15 protein-coding genes are annotated in these 18,590 nt (G+C 63.0%); 8 read left to right on the top strand and 7 right to left on the bottom strand.

The features are described from left to right. The first annotated feature begins 20 nt into the window (after positions 1-20). Together DNK34_RS06490 and tsaA are read left to right on the top strand one after the other, a co-directional pair. Complete coding sequence (locus DNK34_RS06490; RefSeq protein ID WP_131173902.1) at positions 21-482, top strand: YehS family protein; 462 nt, start codon at positions 21-23, stop codon at positions 480-482. A gap of 10 nt (positions 483-492) precedes the next feature. Next, complete coding sequence (gene tsaA, locus DNK34_RS06485; protein WP_131173901.1) at positions 493-1,185, top strand: tRNA (N6-threonylcarbamoyladenosine(37)-N6)-methyltransferase TrmO; 693 nt, start codon at positions 493-495, stop codon at positions 1,183-1,185. Between the two features lie 349 nt (positions 1,186-1,534). Here tsaA and grxD read toward each other — a convergent pair whose 3' ends face one another. Then, positions 1,535-1,861, bottom strand: coding sequence for a Grx4 family monothiol glutaredoxin (gene grxD / locus DNK34_RS06480; RefSeq protein ID WP_131173900.1), 327 nt, complete (start codon positions 1,859-1,861; stop codon positions 1,535-1,537). A gap of 128 nt (positions 1,862-1,989) precedes the next feature. Further along, positions 1,990-4,098 carry a molybdopterin oxidoreductase family protein gene (locus tag DNK34_RS06475; protein ID WP_131173899.1) on the bottom strand — a complete coding sequence of 703 codons (2,109 nt, stop codon included), beginning with the start codon at positions 4,096-4,098 and terminating at the stop codon, positions 1,990-1,992. Positions 4,099-4,375: 277 nt separating this feature from the next. Here DNK34_RS06475 and argF point away from each other — a divergent pair, with 277 nt between their 5' ends. Then, the gene (gene argF / locus DNK34_RS06470) at positions 4,376-5,296 is read left to right on the top strand and encodes an ornithine carbamoyltransferase (RefSeq protein ID WP_131173898.1); all 921 of its coding nucleotides are present in this window, start codon (positions 4,376-4,378) and stop codon (positions 5,294-5,296) included. Next, complete coding sequence (locus DNK34_RS06465; protein ID WP_131173897.1) at positions 5,293-6,396, top strand: ABC transporter ATP-binding protein; 1,104 nt, start codon at positions 5,293-5,295, stop codon at positions 6,394-6,396. Before argF ends, DNK34_RS06465 begins: the two co-directional genes overlap by 4 nt. A 171-nt stretch (positions 6,397-6,567) precedes the next feature. Here the strand turns inward: DNK34_RS06465 and DNK34_RS06460 are convergent, their stop codons facing one another. Then, a complete protein-coding gene (locus tag DNK34_RS06460; protein WP_131173896.1) occupies positions 6,568-7,353 on the bottom strand; it encodes a PhzF family phenazine biosynthesis protein in 786 nt (261 codons plus the stop codon). 460 nt (positions 7,354-7,813) lie between these two features. Here DNK34_RS06460 and DNK34_RS06455 point away from each other — a divergent pair, with 460 nt between their 5' ends. Both DNK34_RS06455 and DNK34_RS06450 read left to right on the top strand, forming a co-directional pair. After that, complete coding sequence (locus tag DNK34_RS06455; protein WP_131173895.1) at positions 7,814-10,075, top strand: TonB-dependent receptor; 2,262 nt, start codon at positions 7,814-7,816, stop codon at positions 10,073-10,075. Positions 10,076-10,451: 376 nt separating this feature from the next. Then, a complete protein-coding gene (locus tag DNK34_RS06450; protein WP_131173894.1) occupies positions 10,452-11,714 on the top strand; it encodes an XAC2610-related protein in 1,263 nt (420 codons plus the stop codon). 179 nt (positions 11,715-11,893) lie between these two features. Here DNK34_RS06450 and DNK34_RS06445 read toward each other — a convergent pair whose 3' ends face one another. The 3 genes from DNK34_RS06445 to ybaK form a co-directional block, all read right to left on the bottom strand. Next, positions 11,894-12,391 carry a hypothetical protein gene (locus DNK34_RS06445; RefSeq protein ID WP_131174075.1) on the bottom strand — a complete coding sequence of 166 codons (498 nt, stop codon included), beginning with the start codon at positions 12,389-12,391 and terminating at the stop codon, positions 11,894-11,896. Between the two features lie 204 nt (positions 12,392-12,595). Then, positions 12,596-13,375: a substrate-binding periplasmic protein gene (locus tag DNK34_RS06440; protein ID WP_242675303.1), complete on the bottom strand. Its 780-nt coding sequence runs from the start codon at positions 13,373-13,375 to the stop codon at positions 12,596-12,598. A 286-nt stretch (positions 13,376-13,661) separates the two neighbouring features. After that, a complete protein-coding gene (gene ybaK / locus DNK34_RS06435) occupies positions 13,662-14,135 on the bottom strand; it encodes a Cys-tRNA(Pro) deacylase (RefSeq protein WP_131173893.1) in 474 nt (157 codons plus the stop codon). 597 nt (positions 14,136-14,732) lie between these two features. On the opposite strand from ybaK, the gene DNK34_RS06430 reads away from it, so the two are divergent. Together DNK34_RS06430 and glpK are read left to right on the top strand one after the other, a co-directional pair. Further along, entirely contained in the window at positions 14,733-15,581 is an 849-nt protein-coding gene (locus DNK34_RS06430) for an MIP/aquaporin family protein (RefSeq protein WP_131173892.1), read from the top strand. A 76-nt stretch (positions 15,582-15,657) separates the two neighbouring features. Beyond that, positions 15,658-17,163 carry a glycerol kinase GlpK gene (glpK, locus tag DNK34_RS06425; RefSeq protein WP_131173891.1) on the top strand — a complete coding sequence of 502 codons (1,506 nt, stop codon included), beginning with the start codon at positions 15,658-15,660 and terminating at the stop codon, positions 17,161-17,163. Between the two features lie 7 nt (positions 17,164-17,170). Here the strand turns inward: glpK and DNK34_RS06420 are convergent. After that, positions 17,171-18,306 (bottom strand): IS630 family transposase gene (locus DNK34_RS06420; RefSeq protein ID WP_131174073.1). Its coding sequence is split into 2 segments (ribosomal slippage): positions 17,171-17,862 and positions 17,862-18,306, totalling 1,137 coding nucleotides; the frame shifts between segments, so codons are not numbered across the junction. Positions 18,307-18,590 lie beyond the last annotated feature (284 nt).

Here is an 18,590-nt window from a genome sequence, read left to right as displayed (position 1 = left end):
TCACCCCCTCAGGAACTCCCATGCTCAACAACGATGTACTGCGCAGCCTGCGCTACATGCTCGACGTCAGCGACGCGCAACTGGCCGAAATCGTCCGCCTGAGCGGCAAGGCTGTCGCCACCGATGAAATCGCCGCGGTACTGAAGAAGGATGACGAAGAGGGTTATCTGGACTGCGACGACGAACTGATGGCCCACGCCCTCGACGGGCTGGTGTATTTCAAGCGCGGCAAGGATGACAGCCGCCCCGCCCAGCCATTCGAGCTGCCGGTCACCAACAACATGGTGCTGAAGAAACTGCGGGTGGCCTTCGAACTGAAGGAAGAGGACATGCACGCCATCATGCGCAGCGTCGACTGCGCGGTATCCAAGCCGGAAATGAGCGCCCTGTTCCGCAAGTTCGGGCACAGCAACTACCGCCCCTGCGGCGACCAGTTCCTGCGCAACTTCCTCAAGGGCCTGACCCTGCGCCTGCGTGGCTGAGCAGGACGGCATGGCCTACTCGGTATCGCCTGTCGGCTTCCTGCGTTCCTGCTTCAAGGAGAAGTTCGCCATTCCGCGCCAGCCGCGACTGGCGCCCGCGGCCCGCGGTGTGCTGGAGCTCTGCCCGCCGTTCGACCAGGGCCAGGCGGTGCAGGGGCTGGAGCAGGTCAGCCATGTCTGGCTGCTGTTTCTCTTCCACCAGGCGCTGGAAGACACACCGCGCCTCAAGGTTCGCCCGCCGCGGCTGGGCGGCAATCGCGCCATCGGCGTGTTCGCCACGCGCGCCACGCACCGCCCCAACGGCATCGGCCAGTCGGTGGTCAGGCTGGATCGGGTCGAGGCTGGACGCCTGTGGCTATCCGGCATCGACCTGCTCGACGGCACCCCGGTACTGGATATCAAGCCCTATGTGCCTTATGCCGACAGCCTGACGGACGCCCGCAACCCCATCGCCGCGGAGGCGCCGAGCTTGATCGAGGTGCAGTGGCAGGACGCGGCGCTGATCCAGGCCCGCGAGCATAGCCTGCGCCTGGGCGAACCCCTGGCCGAACTGATCGAACAGTGCCTGGCCCAGGATCCACGTCCGGCCTACCAGCAGCCTCCCCCCGAACGTCGCTACGGCGTACGCCTGTGGGACGTGGACGTGCACTGGCACTACCCGCGGCCCGACTGCATCCGGGTGCTGGATGTAACACCGCCATAGGCTGATAGGTTGGCGCTTTGATCTCAGCCATTTCTGCATAGACACGAGCGGGCAGCTGCAAGGCGAAAGCGGCCGCCGGTCGTAGGATGGGTCGGGCCGCGTAGGTGAAACCCATCGGCAATTGATGGGTTTCACCCATCCTACGGGCTGCATCCGGGTGCTGGATGTGCAGGCGGGATAGACCGGTATTCCCCGGGTATCGCTGCGCTCGACCCGGGCTACCGAATCGCCCCGTAGCCTGGGTTGAGCACAGCGATACCCAGGAACCATCAACGGCCAACGTCACCTATTGGCAGGCGAAAAAAATCCGCAACCATCGCTGGCTGCGGATTCCGGGATCATCGGGCGATCAGGCGTCGGCTTTCTGCACGGCGTTCTTGATCAGGGTCTGCAGCTCACCCTTTTCGAACATTTCCGCCAGGATGTCGCTGCCACCGACCAGTTCGCCACCGACCCACAGTTGCGGGAAGGTCGGCCAGTTGGCGTACTTGGGCAGGTTGGCGCGGATTTCCGGATTCTGCAGGATGTCGACGTAGGCGAATTTCTCGCCGCAGCCCATCACCACCTGCGCGGCGCGGGAGGAAAAGCCGCACTGCGGGGCATTCGGCGAGCCTTTCATGTACAGCAGAACGGTGTTGTTGGCGATCTGCTCTTTGATGGTTTCGATGATATCCATGGGGCACCTCAGAACTTGACTATCCGACTCACGGGTCGACACGGTGGCGACATTGTAACGAAAAGCCGAGCGCAATGCTCGGCCTTAGCGACCGATCAGCGGCCCCCGACGGCTCTGGCCACCTCCCCTCAGGCCGCCACCACCTCGACCGGCACGCCATTGAGCGCGGCATTGCCGGACAGCCGATCCAGATGGCGTTCATCGGTAAGGTCGTTGGCGCTGGCGCCGGGCTGGCCGCTGGCGATGCTCATCTGCACCCCAGGCCGGGCATGGCCCCAGCCATGAGGCAGGCTGACCACGCCGGGCATCATGTCGTCGCTGCCCAGCACCTCGACCTCGATCATCCCCACCCGCGAGCTGACCCGCACCCGCTGGCCGTCGCTCAGGCCCCGTCGCAGCAGATCGGCGGGATTCATCAACAACTGATGGCGCGGCTTGCCTTTGACCAGGCGGTGGTAGTTGTGCATCCAGGAGTTGTTGCTGCGCACATGGCGGCGACCGATCAGCAACAACTGCCCGGGGTCGGCGGCAGCCTGCTCGGCGAAACGCCGCAGGTCGGCCAGCAGCAGCGCCGGCGCGGCCTGCACCCGGCCATCGGCGGTTTTCAGGCGTGGCCGCAGGTTGGCCTTGAGCGCGCCGAGATCGAGCCCGTGGGGGTGCTCGCGCAGCGTCGCCAGTGACAGCTTGTGGGGCGAACCATCACCGTAGGCCCCCAGGCGCAGCCCCATGTCGATCATCTGTTGCGGCGCCTGGGTGGCTTTCAGCGGCACGCCGGTATGCGCGGCGAAGGCCCTGGCCAGGCCGATGAAAATCTCCCAGTCGTGCAGCGCGCCCTCGGGCCTGGGCAGTACCGCTTCGTTGAAACGGGTGACGTTACGCACGGCGAACAGGTTGAAGGTGGTGTCGTAGTGGTCGTGCTCCAGCGGCGCGGTCGGCGGCAGGATCAGGTCGGCATGCCGGGTGGTCTCATTGATGTAGAAATCCACGCTGAGCATGAAATCCAGTCCCGCCAGGGCCTGCTCCAGCTGGCGCCCGTTGGGCGTGGACAGTACCGGGTTGCCCGCCACGCTGATCAGCGCCCGCACCTGTCCCGGCCCCTCGTTGAGCATCTCTTCGGCCAGGGCGCTGACCGGCAACTCGCCGCCATATTCGGGCAACCCGGAAACCCGGCTCTGCCAGCGATTGAAGTGCCCGCCCGAGGTCGCCGCGACCAGATCCACCGCCGGCTCGGTGCACAACACGCCACCCTCGCGGTCGAGGTTGCCGCTGACCAGGTTGATCACCTGCACCAGCCACTGGCACAAGGTGCCGAAGGCCTGGGTGGAAACGCCCATGCGCCCGTAGCACACCGCCTGCTTTGCCGCGGCGAAGTCACGCGCCAGCTGGCGGATCGACGCGGCCGGCACGCCACAGCGCGCGGCCATCGCCTCGGCGCCGAATGGCCCGATCGCCTGGTGCAGCTCGTCGAGCCCGGCGACCGGCAGATGGCTGGTACGCGTGAGGTTCTCTTCGAACAGGGTATTGAGCAGGCCCAGCAGCAGCGCGGCGTCCTGGCCGGGGCGGATGAACAGGTGCTGATCGGCCATGGCCGCGGTTTCGCTGCGCCGCGGATCGACCACCACCAGCTTGCCGCCGCGCGCCTGGATCGCACGCAGGCGCTTTTCCACATCCGGTACGGTCATGATGCTGCCATTGGAGGCCAGGGGGTTGCCGCCCAGGATCAGCATGAAGCCGGTGTGATCGATATCGGGGACGGGAATCAGCAGACCATGGCCGTACATCAGGTGGCTGACCAAGTGATGGGGCAACTGATCCACCGAGGTCGCCGAATAGCGGTTGCGGGTTTTCAGCAGGCCGAGAAAATAGTTGCTGTGGGTCATCAGCCCGTAGTTGTGCACACTGGGATTACCCTGGTACACCGCCACGGCGTTCTGCCCGTGCCGCGCCTGGATCTCGCCCAGGCGCTCGGCGGCCAGAGCGAAGGCCTCGTCCCAGCCAATGACCTGCCAGTGACCATCGACGCGGCGCACCGGCTGGCGCAACCGATCCGGATCGTTCTGGATATCCTGCAGGGCAACCGCCTTGGGACAGATATGGCCGCGGCTGAAGGCATCCTCGGCGTCGCCCTTGATCGACAGGATACGCGGCGGCGTGTCATCGCCGCTTTCGACCTCCAGGCTGAGGCCGCAGATGGCTTCGCACAGGTGACAGGCACGGTGATGGAGGGTCTTGGTCATGGCCAGCCTCGTCTTCTTGTCGATCGATCCACTATGGCCCCGTGGGTGACACGGCACCAGCAGCGTTCGTCGCGTGAATCGGGGGCCATCAGGCGCGCGCATCAGGCCGCCGGCAACGTGCCAGTCCGGCGTTATCGGGACGATTTGCGCCTGATCGTCATTTGCTTATAAGATCGCGCCTTCCCCGTTTCGTCGCACTGTGCGGCCCCCAGCCGCAGGCTCTCCCGTTTTCCCGTGAAAAAGAGCCTGCGCCCTGTTTGTCAAAAGGTAGTTAACGATGAGCGCAAGACACTTTCTCTCGCTGAAGGACTGCACACCGGAAGAGCTGGTGGGCCTGATCCGACGCGGCATGGAGCTGAAGGACTTGCGCAACCGTGGCGTCCTGTTCGAGCCCCTGAAGAACCGCGTGCTGGGGATGATCTTCGAGAAAGCCTCCACCCGCACCCGACTGTCCTTCGAGGCCGGCATGATCCAGCTCGGCGGCCAGGCCATCTTCCTGTCGCCGCGCGATACCCAGCTCGGCCGTGGCGAGCCGATCGGCGATGCGGCCATCGTCATGTCGCGCATGCTCGACGCGGTGATGATCCGCACCTTCGCCCACAGCACCCTGACCGAGTTCGCCGCCAACTCCCGCGTACCGGTGATCAACGGTCTGTCGGACGACCTGCACCCCTGCCAGCTGCTGGCCGACATGCAGACCTACCACGAGCACCGCGGCAGCATCGTCGGCAAGACCGTGGCCTGGATCGGCGACGGCAACAACATGTGCAACTCCTATATAGAAGCGGCGCAGCAATTCGACTTCCAGCTGCATGTCGCCTGCCCGCCGGGCTACGAGCCCGATGCCGGCCTGGTCGGCGAAGCCGGCGAGCGGGTGAAGATCTTCCGCGACCCGCGCGAGGCGGTGATCGGCGCGCACCTGGTGAGCACCGATGTCTGGGCCTCCATGGGCCAGGAAGAAGAGATCGCCGAACGTCTCGAGCTGTTCACCCCTTACCAGGTCAACCGCGCCTTGCTCGACGCGGCCGACGACAACGTGCTGTTCCTGCACTGCCTGCCCGCCCACCGTGGCGAGGAAATCAGCGTCGACCTGCTCGACGATCCGCGCTCGGCGGCCTGGGATCAGGCGGAAAACCGCCTGCACGTGCAGAAGGCCCTGCTCGAATTCCTCGTCGAACCGGCCTACCACCACGCATGAGCCAGCCACTGCTGTTGAGTCTGCGCGACCTGGGCTGCGGCTACGGCGAACAGCGGGTCGTGCAGCACCTCGACCTGCACCTCAACGCCGGCGACATCGGCTGCCTGCTCGGCCCCTCCGGCTGCGGCAAGACCACCACGCTGCGCGCCATCGCCGGGTTCGAACCGGTGCTGGAAGGGGAAATCCGTCTCGCCGGCGAGGTGATTTCCAGCCCCGGCTTCACCCTGGCGCCGGAGAAGCGGCGCATCGGCATGGTGTTTCAGGACTACGCCCTGTTTCCGCACCTGAGCGTGGCGCAGAACGTCGCCTTCGGTATCCGCAAGCAGGCCGACTGCGCACGCGTCACCGACGAACTGCTGGAACTGGTCAAGCTCGATCAACTGGGCCAACGCTACCCGCACGAACTGTCCGGCGGCCAGCAACAGCGGGTGGCGCTGGCCCGCGCACTGGCCACCGAGCCCCGCCTGCTGCTGCTCGACGAACCGTTTTCCAACCTCGATGGCGAGCTGCGCCGGCGCCTCAGTCACGAGGTGCGCGACATCCTCAAGAGCCGTGGCACCAGTGCCATCCTGGTGACCCATGACCAGGAAGAAGCCTTCGCCGTGAGCGATCATGTCGGCGTGTTCAAGGCCGGCCACCTGGAACAGTGGGATACGCCATTCAACCTCTACCACGAACCGCAGACGCCCTTCGTCGCCAGCTTCATCGGCCAGGGCTACTTCATCCGCGGGCAGTTGTCGGCCGCCGATGAGGTACAGACCGAACTGGGGCCGATCCGCGGCAACCGTGCCTACACCTGGCCGACCGGCAGCGCCGTGGACGTGCTGCTACGCCCGGACGATATCGTCCACGACCCGGACAGCCCGCGCCAGGCGCTGATCGTCGGCAAGACCTTCCTCGGCGCGGCCACCCTGTATCGCCTGCAACTGCCCACCGGCAGCCAGCTCGAAGCCCTGTTCCCCAGCCATGCCGACCATCAGCCCGGCGAGCAGGTGGGCATTCGCGTCGCGGCCGATCACCTGGTGGCCTTCGCCGCCCCCGGCAGCGTCGCGGCCCAGGCGACGCTCAGCGGCGTGCGCCGTTACAGCGGCACCCGCTAGATCGCGTCAGCCGGTCAACGTCTGGTTGCATGGCCCGTAGCTGGACGGGACATACTGTAGGAGCCGCGACCTCGCGGCGAATCGTGGCCGTACCACGATTTCTGCGGTATGGCCACTCTCGCATCGCGCCGGGGTCGGCGCGCCTACATTCGCGATACGTCGTCGTTGTTCTCAGGCGTCCAGGTGCAACCTGCCACTGCTCAGCAAATGGGCATGACCGGCGATCTTCACCCGCTCCCCCTCCAGGCGGCACCACAGGCGCCCGCCACGCGCACCGCCCTGGTAGGCCTGGAGTTCGCTGCGGCCGAGCCTCTGCGCCCAATAGGGAATGAGAATGCAATGGGCCGAACCGGTCACCGGGTCTTCGTCGATGCCGATGGCCGGCGCGAAGTTGCGCGAGACGAAATCGAACTGCTGGCTCGCCGCGGTGACGACTACCGCGTTCCACGGCAGGCGGGCCAGCGCCTTGAGATCCGGCGCGCAGTCACGCACCGCCGCCTCGGACTCCAGCAGCACCAGCAACTGCGGCGCATCGAGCACGGCCACCGGCGTCTGCCCGAGGATCTGCGCCAGCTCGGCCGGCGTGTCGATGGGCTGCGGGCGCTGCACGGGAAAGTCCAGTACCAGCCGGTCCTGTTCACGGGTCACCGCCAAGGCTCCGCCGCCATAGAGGAAATCGATACGCTCGCCCGGCTCGTCATAACAGGTGAACAACACATGGGCGCTGGCCAGGGTCGCGTGTCCGCACAGCGGCACCTCGGCCCTGGGCGTGAACCAGCGTATGCGCCAGGCATCGCCCTCCTTCACCACGAACGCGGTTTCGGCCAGGTTGTGCTCGGCGGCGATCCGCTGCATCAGCGCATCGTCGAGCCATTGCCGCAGGCGATAGACCATGGCCGGATTACCGGCGAAAGGCCGGTCGCTGAAGGCATCGACCTGGTGAAACTCGAGAGACATGACGGGCAACTCCTGAACGTGACCTGAACGTCACCCAGCATGCCCGCAGTGGCTGCGTCCGCTGCGGTACAGCGCCGGGTTATTGCAGCGTAACAGTCCACCTGCAGGCAACGCGGCAGGTCGGAAAACAGCGTGACCGGCCATCGCCCTCAGGTACTGCTGGAGGCCTGCGCGATCAGCACGCGCAATCGCGCCCACCTGACCAGCCAGTTGCATCGGTGCCGATCACCGATTGCGTCCGGCTTGGCCGGCGGACGGCAGCGATGTGACTGACAGAAGTCTGCCAGGAGCGGGCGTTTTATATCGGCAAATCAATCCCCCCCTTTTCGAACACGACCTTTCCGACGGTTCGTTGTTGAAATTCATTAATGGAAAAGATTCCCATTCGCTAGAATGCTATTATTTGGCTCGTTCCCTTTCGCTCAAGCACTTACCCCCTTCTCGGTCAGCAGGATTACTCATGCCCATTCCTTTTTTCCCACGCAAGGCAGCAGTGAACTCCGTATGGTTGCCGATCTGCCTCATGGCCAGCTTTTCCTCGGCAGCCGTCCATGCACAAACAACGCTGGAGTTTCCGGCGCAAGAGACGCAGCCGGCTGAAAAAGACGAAAGTCGGGGTGCCGCACTGGAGTTGGGAGAAACCGCGATCTCCGCAAGTGCCGACGCTTCGCGAGAAGGCTTGGTGCCCGAGTTCGAGGGCGGGCAAGTGGCTCGTGGCGGCCGGGTCGGCATTCTCGGGAACAAGGACTACATGGAAACGCCGTTCACTTCCACGTCCTACACCAATCAGCTCATTCAGGATCAGCAGGCGCATAGCGTAGCGGACATCTTGCAGAACGATCCTTCCGTTCGGATCGCTCGTGGATTTGGCAACTTCCAGGAGCTCTACATGATGCGGGGATTCCCGCTTTATTCCGATGACATCGCCTACAACGGACTTTATGGACTGTTGCCGCGGCAGTACGTGGCATCCGAGTTCATCGAGCGCGTGGAGGTGTTTCGAGGCGCCAACGCATTCCTCAATGGCGCGGCACCGGGCGGAACAGGGATCGGCGGCGCCATCAATATCCTGCCCAAGCGTGCGCCGAACGAATCCCTCACCCGGCTCACCGTGGGCGCGGAAAACAACGGCTTTGGTACCGTCGCTGCCGACGTGGCGCGCCGCTTTGGTGAGCAAGACCGCTTCGGTGTTCGTCTGAACGTCGCCAAGCGTGATGGTGAAACCTCAGTGGAAGACCAGGATCGCACCCTGGAAATGTTCGCCCTGGGGCTCGATTACCAGGGCGATCGTCTGCGTCTGTCCGCCGATGTGGGTCATCAGTATCACTTCATCGATAACCCGCAGCCCAGCGTCACCCCTGTCGGGGGTATTCCCAGTGCGCCGGATGCGAAAGACAACTACGCACAGTCTTGGACATACTCGAAAGAGAAGCAGACCTTCGGGACGTTTCGCGCGGAATACGACCTGTCTGACGCCATCACCACGTGGGCCGCCGCCGGCATGCGCAAGGGCGAAGAAAAGAATGTACTGGCCAACCCCTCGTCAGACGCTTCTGGTGTGACCTCTGCTAGTCGCTTCGACAATTACCGGGAAGAAACCGTCACGACCGGCGAGGTAGGTTTGCGTTTCAACCTGCAGACCGGGCCGGTATCCCATGAATGGGTCGTTTCTGGGGCCATGTACGACACCAAGGATCGAAACGCATGGCAGGGCAACTTCAGCAATCCCATTGCCGGTAATCTTTACAACCCCTATGACGGTGTACAGCCGGAGAACAATTCCTTCAGCGGCTCGATGTCAGATCCCCACATCACGGCACGCACACATACGCAAAGCCTGGCAATCGCTGACACACTCGGTTTCTTCGAGGATCGGTTGCTGGTCACCCTGGGGGCTCGTCGCCAGGGATTGGACGTGACTGGATACGACTACAACACCGGCAACCGCACCTCGAACTACAAGCAGTACGAGACCACACCCGTCGCAGGCATCGTGTACCAGTTGAACGAGCAGCTATCGGTTTACGGGAACTACATCGAGGGCTTGACCGCAGGTGATACCGCAGGAGCCACTACCACACTCCCCGATGGTTCAACTGCGCCGATTCTCAACGCCGGCGAGTCGCTGGCGCCTTATGTCGCCAAACAGACCGAGATCGGCCTGAAATACGATGGCGGCTTCGTGGGCGGAAGCCTTGCGGTATTCCAGACTGAAAAGCCCGTCGGTATCGTCGAAAACCAGGTATTCAAGGACGGTGGCGAGCAGCGCAACCGCGGTATCGAACTCTCGGTCTTCGGTGAGCCCGCACAGGGCGTTCGTCTGTTGGGTGGTTTGACGCTGCTGGATGCGGAGTTGACCAAGACCCAGTATGGTGAAAACGATGGCAACGAGCCGATCGGCGTGCCCAAGACTCAGGCCAACATTGGCGGTGAATGGGATGTACCGGGGCTCAATGGCCTGACACTCACCAGCCGTGTCATCTACACAAGCAGTCAGTACGCCAATAACGCCAACAACCTTGAGATTCCTTCATGGACTCGTCTGGATCTCGGTGCCCGCTATGGCTTCAAAGTAGACGAGCACGAGGTGACCTTGCGGGCGCGTCTGGATAACGTCACCGGTCGTGACTACTGGGCATCCACCGGTGGCTATCCGGGCTCCAACTACCTCGTGCTCGGCGCCCCGCGTACGCTCTCGGTCAGCGCGTCGGTCGATTTCTAACGATTGCAGAACCAGGCTGGGTGCCGAGCGAAAGGGTGGGAGTTACGACTCCCGCTTTTCAATGGGCAGAAGGAAGCTCATCGGGCAGCGATTGCTTTAGTCATCCAAAAGGATCGCAAGAAGCGAAGCACTTGCTACGGGGGCCTGGGGTTTTCGGCAGATGCCATCGGTATGCTTCTCCCACTGACCCCGTCCTGGCCTCGATGCTGGAGCAGTGACTCACGCCGAGCGCTCGCGCCAGACCTGCGGGCTGCGCTGAGCGTCAGGCCGACTCCGGCCATTTCCCACAGACAGCTCTGAGTCGGAAAACCGCCCGTTTCGTAAGGATGAGATCATACTGGGCGTCGTTCGGCTCGCCCAGGAACAAGGAGGTTGCATGCGCGCAACCCGTGGTTTTCTTTCCTGCTTTCCGTTCATCCTGGCCTTGGTCTGGCTGCCGGCGATGCCGGTCAACGCAGCGCAAGTGCCTGCCAGTTCCGTGGAGTTTCCCGTCTGGAGTCGCTCCTGGGACGGAACCTTGGGGAGCAGGCAGGTGAAAATCATGCTGAACCGCATTGCTGATGGTCTGTCGGGCAGCTACTGCTATCAGCCCTGCAAGGCCCAAACGCGCAGCCAGCTTGTGTTGACGGGGCGGATGCGGGGCGAGGGGGCTGAGCTGACCGAGCGAGACAGCGGCCATGGAGCCGACACGACGGGCATCTGGCATATAGAGTCCCTGCAGGACGGCATCACTGGCACCTGGACTTCGCCCAACGGCAAGCGGACGCTTCCACTGGCCTTGCGCCAGATCCACACCCAGGACGATCTGACGGCGCGCTTCCCCTATGAGATACGCCTGCTCGCGGACTCACTACCCGGGGAAGAGGACGATGATTGCAACACGCCGCCGCTGGTGTCGGCTATCCGCCTGTACAAGGACGGCACACTGTTCCAGACCCTGGAAACGGAGTCCGAGGGAACCTGTAGCATTTTCACGCCCGCCCTGGTCGACGCGAACTTCGACGGCTGGCCGGACCTGAGCCTCGCCCTGTTCCTCCCCGCCGGCCCCAACATTCCCCAGCAGACCTGGCTGTACGACGCAACCACGGGTCGCTTCGCCGATGCACCAGCATCTTTGCAGGCCATTAGCTCGGCCGAGTTCGACCCGGTTCACCGGACCGTCTATTCCTACTGGCGAGCCAGTTGCTGCGAGCACGGCGTATCAACCTATCGCTGGAAGGGGAGCGAGGTCGAAGAAGTCGAGACCCGGAGCAGTTACTTCCTGCCACTGCTGGATGGCGCCACACGACGCCTTTGCTACATCGCACCCAGTTACGGCGACGGTTTCATCGAGTTCGCCAGCCGGGTCGAACAGACCGCAGATGGGCGGTTGAGATTGCGTCAGATCGATCCGAAAACCTGCGACATCGATGACGGGGCACTCCTGGAGCGTATGTATATCGACATCTGGAAGCCCGATCCGCGCGGACAGAAACCGACCCTATTGCGAACTGAAGAGATAGCCTGGAAACCAACGCAGACCCCAGCAGGCCAACGCTACTGTCCCGAGGTGCCGTTCTTCGACAGTGGACATGTTCGGCGTATGGTGTTCAGCGAGAATCCTGGCCTGTGCAGAGAAGAGGGTTCGCCGCAGGAGTAGTCAGGTTTAAAACGAGCAATAGCTATCAACTAACGGAAACAGCCACCTCATGGCGGCCTCTTGCGAATGCCCCGAAGCGGCCACGAGCAATCATCGGGCGGATTCAGCGCGATAACCGCTTCCGTCAGATCCGGATACCGGTCGAATGGACTTGCCAACAGTCGCGGCTCTGCGTACGGCTAGACACCGCCGCCGGTGGTACCGCGAGCGTTCTTCTTCTGCAGGACCAGCGACGCTTCGTTGTAGGCCTTCTGGAAGGCGTCGCTGCCAAGCCACTCCACTGCCGTGTCTTCGTCTTCATCGTGGAAGATCCCGCGATAGGTGATCAGCAGGCCCATCATGAAGTCGGTGGCCGGTTCTTCCTCTTCCTCAACAACCACCAGCTGCAACACCGGGTATTGCAGGAACACCAGGCACATCGCGAGCAGGCTGATGCTTTCGCCAACTTTCATCGCCTGGAACAGATCGGCGAAGTCCGCCGGGTCGAAACCGTTCTCTTCGATGTCTTTGAAGTCGAAGGTGCTCAGGTCGATTTCGACATCATCGAACGGCTCGTCAATCAGCGGATTGGCCAGTACCGGATGTACGAAATTGGTTTTGGACTTGCCCAAGCGGTTCTGCCTGGCCTTGGCTTTGGCTCGCTGGGCGCGTTTTTTCTGTTTATCTGGGGAGGCCATGGAGGAGAGCTCCTTGTTCGATGCGGCCATATTCAGGGCCTTGGGTAATCGGACGCCTATTGTATTCAGTCTTGGCTTTCGTTGGCCAAAGGGGATTTTTCCTAGTCTAAACGTTCGCTTCTGGCCGTTCTCTACGCTCGAGGGACAGCGGTCAGGGCGAACGCAAGCGCTGGTCGAGACCAGTGCAACGGCGTCATTTCGCAATCAGCGCTCGCGACGAATGCCGTAGCGCTGCAGCAGCGCGGCCAGGCGTCCATCCCGGCGGTAGCGTTGCACGCCGGCGTCGAAGATGTCGCGGTAGCGGGCGCTGGAGGCGAGCACGGGGGAGAAGGCGATGTAGATAGGCACGTCCGGCACGCGACAGCCCACCTTCTGCAACGCTCCGCTGGCGTCATGGCGATCCAGGTACATGGCCATGACCCAGGTGTTTTCCAGGGTGGCGTCGACCCGCCCCAGCTCCACCTTGCGCACGTTCAGCGCCAGCGCCTGTTCGCCGGCGGCCAGTTGCAGCCGGTCGAGATCCTTCTGGTACCGGCGGATGTAGTTGTCGAGTTCTTCACCATAGCTGTAGCCATTGATCGCGCCCAGGCGGATGGTTTCCAGCGAGGCCAGGCCGGTGTAGCGCCAGGTGCTGTCGGGACGCGCGTAGAAACAGGTGCGCGAGATGCCCGCGGGGACTTTACCGAAGATGAAGTCGGGCGCATCGCGAATGCCGGCGCCGACCAGGGCGTTGACCCGGCCATGTCGCACGTCCTGCAGCGCACGCGCCCAGTTGGTCACGCGGTACTCCACCTCGATCCCGGCGTCGGCGAAGATCTGCCTGGCCAGCTCGACGAAGATACCGGGCCGCTCGGCGTCCTCGGCACAATTGATCGGGCACCAGAGATCCGCCTCCATGACCAGGGTCTCGGCCCTGGCGGGGGTATTGCCCAGCGCCGCGACCAGCAACAGGCCGCACGCCCACCAACGACAGGGTTCCAACACAGACAAGCCTCCTGCCTCTTCTGTAAGAAAGTGCCTGCAAACAAGCGGGCTCGGTCATGCCAGTCGCCGGCTCCCTCAGCAGTATGGAGCCGAATCGTAAACCGGCCGGATAGGCGACAGCGCCGTGGTTTCGATCACCTCGGCACGCGCCACCGGGGCAGTCGGCCGGAAACGGCAGCACTCCATTGCTCTTCACCATAGCATTATCGACACGCAGGACGCTGCCGCGCCGGAGCCTCGAACATACTGGCGCCCTGGTCGCTGGCCAGGCGGCATGAGGTCATGCTCAAGCGCCTCGGCCGATGGCGGCGAACTGCGCCTGGGTATGCTGGGCCAGGGTCTCGGCACTCAGCTCGACCTCCAGCCCACGGCGCCCGGCACTGACATGGATGCTGGGAAAATCCAGCGCGCTGCGATCGATGAAGGTGCGCAAACGCTTCTTCTGCCCCAGCGGGCTGATGCCGCCGACCAGGTAGCCGGTGGCCCGCTGCGCCACCTCCACGGCGGCCATGTCGGCCTTCTTGACCCCGGCGGCCTGGGCCAGCGCCTTGAGGTCGAGCGAGCCGGTTACCGGCACCACGGCCACCAGCAGCTCGCCCTTTTCGCTGCTGGCCAGCAGCGTCTTGAAGACCTGCGCCGGGGCGAGGTTGAGCTTCTCCGCCGCCTCCAGGCCGTAAGACGCCGCCTTGGGATCGTGTTCGTAACTGTGGATGCGATGTTCGGCACGAACTTTTTTCAGCAGATCCAGTGCAGGGGTCATGGCAGCTCCAGGCGCGGAATGAAAAGGCAAAACGACGCGCGCGAATTTTAGGCCATTCATTGGTAAAAGGCTCTATTCCAGGACACCGGCCAGGGCAGTCGCGCTATGCGCTCGAAGAGCCGGCGACTGCATGGATGCAGGAGGTAGAGCGAAGCAGGAGCCCGAGCCGAAAACAGCGCTGGACAGCTGGAGGCTGAACGAAAAGCGGCTCGAGCACGACGCGAAACAGCGGTTTCTCGTCCAGCTTTCCAGCCTCCAGCGCTTTTCATCGAGTGCGGACGATGCCCTGACGCCGTAGCGCGATTGCCCAGGACACCGGCCCCTGAGCCTCGCACCTTCGACTGTCCCTGGCAGCCCCGGGATTGCCAGGGACAGCATTCACCTGATCGACCGCTAGAAAATGACCGACCGTTCGATTTCAACCTTTGACAACGGGCGTTTCTTGTATATATTTTTTCGTTTATGAACATTTCGCGACTGATACAGGGTTGCATCCTGTAGCAGGACAAGGCAGGAATGGCGACGCCAGCATTCCCGGGCGTCGCGGTCCGGGCCCTTTGCAACCGCGCCATACAACAACAAGAATCGAGGTTCTTCATGACAACCGCTCTGCAACAACCGTCGCTATCGGGCCAATGCATGGCCGAGTTCCTGGGCACGGCACTGCTGATCTTCTTCGGCACCGGCTGTGTCGCCGCGCTCAAGGTCGCGGGCGCCAGCTTCGGCCTGTGGGAAATCAGCATCATCTGGGGGATCGGCGTCAGCATGGCGATCTACCTGACCGCCGGGGTCTCCGGCGCGCACCTGAACCCGGCGGTGAGCATCGCCCTGTGCCTGTTCGCCGATTTCGAAAAGCGCAAACTGCCGTTCTACATCCTCGCCCAGATCGCCGGCGCCTTCTGCGCCGCCCTGTTGGTTTATACGCTATACAGCAGTCTGTTCTTCGAGTTCGAAAAAACCCAGCAGATGCTCCGTGGCTCCCAGGCCAGCCTGGAACTGGCCGCGGTGTTCTCCACCTTCCCCAATCCGGCGCTGTCCACCGGCCAGGCGTTCCTGGTGGAAGTGGTGATCACCGCGATCCTGATGGGGGTGATCATGTCCCTGACCGATGACAACAACGGCCTGCCCCGGGGTCCGATGGCACCGCTGCTGATCGGCCTGCTGATTGCCGTGATCGGCAGCTCGATGGGCCCGCTGACCGGTTTCGCGATGAACCCGGCCCGGGACTTCGGCCCCAGGCTGATGACGTTCCTTACTGGCTGGGGGGAGATTTCGCTCACGGGCGGCCGTGATATTCCGTACTTCCTGGTGCCGATCTTCGCCCCTATCCTGGGTGCCTGCCTCGGTGCGGCGAGCTACCGCACGATGATCGCCCGGCACCTGCCCAGTGCCATCGTCGCCACCGAGGCCGAACGGGCCGCCGATGGCAAAGTCAAAGTGTCCTGAATCCCGCGGTGCGTGATCCTGCCCGACAGATCCCGCGCCGCGCCCCCCGCCCTTCTCTTCGTCCAAGGCAATCGACATGACCGACATTCAGAACAAGAACTACATCATTGCCCTCGATCAGGGTACGACCAGCTCGCGCGCGATCATTTTCGACCGCGACGCCAACGTGGTGTGCATCGCTCAACGCGAGTTCGCCCAGCATTACCCGCAAGCCGGCTGGGTCGAACACGACCCGATGGAAATCTTCGCCACCCAGAGCGCGGTGATGGTCGAGGCCCTCGCACAGGCCGGCCTGCATCACGACCAGGTGGCCGCCATCGGCATCACCAACCAGCGTGAAACCACGGTGGTGTGGGACAAGAACAGCGGCCGGCCGATCTACAACGCCGTCGTCTGGCAGTGCCGCCGCAGCACCGAGATCTGCCAGCAGCTCAAGCGTGACGGCCTGGAAGACTACATCCGCGACACCACCGGCCTGGTCACCGATCCCTACTTCTCCGGCACCAAGCTCAAGTGGATCCTCGACCATGTCGAAGGCAGCCGCGAACGGGCCCGTAACGGCGAGCTGCTGTTCGGCACCATCGACAGTTGGCTGATCTGGAAATTCACCGGCGGCAAGACCCACGTCACCGACTACACAAACGCCGCGCGCACCCTGCTCTTCAACATCCACACCCTGGAGTGGGATGCGAAGATGCTGGAGGTGCTGGACATCCCGCGGGAAATGCTCCCGCAGGTGAAGTCCTCCTCGGAAATCTACGGCCACACCAAGAGCGGCATCGCCATCGCCGGTATCGCCGGCGACCAGCAGTCGGCGCTGTTCGGCCAGATGTGCGTCGAACCGGGGCAGGCAAAGAACACCTACGGTACCGGCTGCTTCCTGCTGATGAACACCGGCGACAAGGCGGTGAAATCCCGGCACGGCATGCTCACCACCATCGCCTGCGGCCCTCGCGGCGAAGTGACCTACGCCCTGGAGGGCGCGATCTTCAACGGCGGCTCCACCATCCAGTGGCTGCGCGATGAACTGAAAGTCGTCAACGACGCCTACGACACGGAATACTTCGCCGGCAAGGTCAAGGACAGCAATGGCGTGTACCTGGTGCCGGCCTTCACCGGCCTGGGCGCGCCCTACTGGGATCCCTATGCCCGTGGCGCGCTGTTCGGCCTCAGCCGTGGTGTACGCATCGACCACATCATCCGCGCCGCCCTGGAATCCATCGCCTACCAGACCCGCGATGTGCTCGACGCCATGCAACAGGATTCCGGCGAGCGCCTGAAAGCCCTGCGGGTAGATGGCGGCGCCGTGGCCAACAACTTCCTCATGCAGTTCCAGGCCGACATCCTCGGCACCCAGGTGGAGCGCCCGCAGATGCGTGAAACCACGGCCCTCGGCGCCGCCTACCTGGCGGGCCTGGCCTGCGGTTTCTGGAGCAGCCTGGACGAGCTGCGCGGCAAGGCGGTGATCGAGCGCGAATTCGAACCGCAACTGGCGGAAACGGAAAAAGAACAGCTGTACGCCGGTTGGAAGAAAGCCGTCGGCCGTACCCGCGACTGGGAAGACCACGACGAGGCCAACTAGTGTCTCGTCACACATCAAATGTCGGATATAGCCGTTTCAGCTTGATGCGCGCATCGGCACAGGTGAACTGCCAATTGACCTTGGCTTTGAGCTGATCGCGCTGCTGCTGCCAGGCGGCAACCTCCTCGCGCACCTTGTCGATGCAGTCCAGCCGACGATCCAAGCATTGGCCAATCATCACATTGAGCTCGATCTCGGCCATGTTCAGCCAACTGCCATGCTTGGGTGTGTAGACGAACTCGAAGCGATCCCACAGCGCCTTGGCCTCGCAGGGGGCGAAGGCCTCGTACAGTGACGCGGCCGTGTGGGTGTTGAGGTTGTCCATCACCAGAGTGATGCGTTCGGCCTCGCTGTAGGCCGCGGCAATATCCTGTAGGAAGTGCGCCCAGTCCACCTTGGTCTTGCGTTCGGTCACCTTGGTCATGCGCCGTCCTGCCAGCGGCTCGCAGGCCATGAAGACGTTGCACACGCCCAAGCGCTGGTATTCATAGTCCTCGCGCTCGGGTTGCCCCGGCCGGGCTGGCTGGGTTGGACGAACCTGCCCAATGAGTTGGCGCGGCGTCTCGTCCATGCAAACCACCGGGCGCTGCGGGTCGTAGGGACGGTGGTAGACGTCGAGCACATTTTCCATGGCCGCTACGAACTCGGCATTGGCGTTCGGGGGAATCACCCAGCCGACCTTCTTCCATGGCTTGAGTTCGTTTTTTTGAGTGTACGCCTGACTGTCTCACGCGAGATGGCCTGCACGTAGTTCAGCTCCACAGCCTTGTCGGCCAATAACTTGAGTGTCCAGCGCGCGTGCCCAGTGGGCGGTTCGCTGCAGCTCAAGGCCACCAGGTGCGCCTCGACATTGCCATCGACCACACGTTCGTAGTTGCTCCGGTAGCGGCCACCACCCAGTGTAAGTTCGAAACCGTCCTCGACGAAGCGACGTTTGATGCGATCGATCTTGCGCGCACTGATGTGCAGGACATCGGCGATCTGCTGGCTGCTGCGCCGCTGCCCATCAGCACCAGTGCCTTGGTCGCAGTTGAGCAGGATCAGGGCATTGAGCAACTTGTGCGAAGCGTGAGTGCCCTTGCGCAGCATCGCTTCCAGTTGCTTTCGTTCTTCAGAGGTCAGGGTGATCGTGTATTTGTCCATCTGCCAATGATCGCCGATCTGTACACAAAATAGATCGTCATCAGCGACATTTGATCGTTGACGCGACACTAGTGTCGTGTCAATCATGAACCGTCGGACTCCCGTGGATACCGTCTTGATCCCTGGCCTGCAGGAGCCCGTTCGGAATCAGGCGCCTGTAGATACTCTGTTAGTGGTCAAGCGTTTTTCAGGTGTTCATTGCTGAATAGCTCGGATGAATCGAAAGGCACACCGAGCTTCAGGCAAGCCCAGACGCCAGTCAGGTATTTACGCATGACTGCACA

It is taken from the genome of Phytopseudomonas dryadis (assembly GCF_004327355.1).
In the GTDB taxonomy this organism is placed as follows: Bacteria; Pseudomonadota; Gammaproteobacteria; order Pseudomonadales; family Pseudomonadaceae; genus Aquipseudomonas; species Aquipseudomonas dryadis.
Note: the sequence above shows the minus strand (reverse complement) of the source record. Positions and strands in the feature narration are given on the sequence as shown.